A 1,564-nucleotide genomic window follows, 5' to 3' on the forward strand; every position below is an offset into this window, starting at 1 on the left:
GCTGCTTCCGCCGCGGCCGCTATCGCCGCTCGAGCCGCCGCGTCCGCCGTCACCGCCGCTGGAGGAGGCTCTGCCGCTTTCGCTCGAGCCATTGGCGCCACCGCCCGTGCCGCGTCCGCCGTTGCCGGCATCGCCAGAGCTGCCGTTGGTGGCGCTGCCGTTGCTGACATTGCCGTTGGAGGCCGAGCCGCCTTCGGCGCCGACCGCGCCGCGAGCCCCGACGCCACCCTGGCCGGTGCCACCGGTGCCGCTGCCCGTTGCATTGCCGGTTCCGCCGGCACCGCCGCGCCCGCCGTAGCCCTTGCCGCCGGCCGCCGAGCCTTCGTTGTAAGCCGTGTTCCCGATACCGTGGATGTTGTTGCCGGTGACGGTGCCTTCGAGCCTGCTCAGTGCGACCACTTTCGTGGTGTTGAACGCATTGCTGAACGTGCCGGTCGAGCCGTTGTTCAGCGCAGCCGAACGCGCCGCGTTGGCCTCCGCGGCACCGGTGCGGGTACGCGTGTGCGTGCTGCTGTCGGTGCTGGTTCTGGTGTTGGTGCTGCTGTCGCTCCTGCTCGCATCCACAGTCACCTGGTTGTTGTCGAGCGATACGTTCGTTCCGCCATCGCCGCTTCCCGTGGTCTGGTCGTTTGCAGCGAACGCTGCGCCGCTGAATGCAAAGGCGATCGCAGACGCTATGAGTGTCTTTTTCATGAAGCCTCCAGATTGGTTGATGAAACGCAAGGACACGCGATCGACTTGCACGATCGCAAATCGACCGACGCGCACTGCAACTTCGGGGCCAGTACGTACTTTTCGTGATTCGGCTCGTGGCGCTTCCCAGCAGGCATGCGGGTTGCGAGGGCGCCTATGCGCAATTGAGTACGTAGTGCCCGCGTTCGCTGCGCTGCCCCGCGATGGCGCATGTGTCACACCGGCATGACGGTGGTGATGGCCCACACACCGCAGCTGTGAAGGCACGTGCCTGCATGCGCGGTGGAGCCCGGTTTGGTGACTGCGATGCGACTGTCACACCGGCGAGTCAGCCGTTCGACATGCCGGCTTGAGCTGCAAGAAGCGCACCATTCATGCGGTGTGTTCGCGTGTCGGGTGTGCCGGCAGATAGGCCGGTGCATCAACCTTGTGACAGCGGTGCTTGCGTTGAAAGGGGTTTACTTTTGTTTGCAACTTCCGCCTTGCATGTGAATGAAGGTAACGCGTAGTCTGTTTGCCCCAAGCAATTCGAAACAAAGAATGAAGGGCGAGGGGGCTCATGCAGACATTCCACCGGCGCAGGTTGCGCTTGCTCGTGCTGTGCTCATGCCTGGCGTGCGCTGCTTCGGCCGTGCAGGCGCAGCAGAACAAGTCCGGGCGCAACGCGGTGCCGACGGCCAAGCGCGTGGATGCATTGCAGCAGCAGCTCGATGCGCAGAGCCAGCAGCTCGAAGAGATGCGAAACCGCCTGGCAGAGCAGGAGGCGCGCTACCGCGAATTGCAGGAGCGCCTGGGGCCGGCCCAGGAAGCGCGGCAGGAAGCACGCAAGCCCGCCGTGCGGCCGCCAGGCACACCGGTGCCCGACGGCGGC

General features: G+C 65.5%; 1 protein-coding gene and 1 pseudogene. One reads left to right on the forward strand and one right to left on the reverse strand.

The features are described 5' to 3' along the window. Nucleotides 1-693, reverse strand: a pseudogene (locus tag VSO01S_RS27455) (hypothetical protein); the annotation flags it as partial. A 559-nt stretch (nucleotides 694-1,252) separates the two neighbouring features. Between VSO01S_RS27455 and VSO01S_RS26460 the strand changes: the two are divergent. Continuing rightward, nucleotides 1,253-1,564, forward strand: a 312-nt coding sequence (locus VSO01S_RS26460) for a hypothetical protein (protein WP_373282938.1), incomplete at its 3' end; no start/stop codon positions are given.

Source organism: Variovorax soli NBRC 106424, from assembly GCF_001591385.1.
Taxonomy (GTDB): Bacteria; Pseudomonadota; Gammaproteobacteria; order Burkholderiales; family Burkholderiaceae_C; genus Variovorax; species Variovorax soli.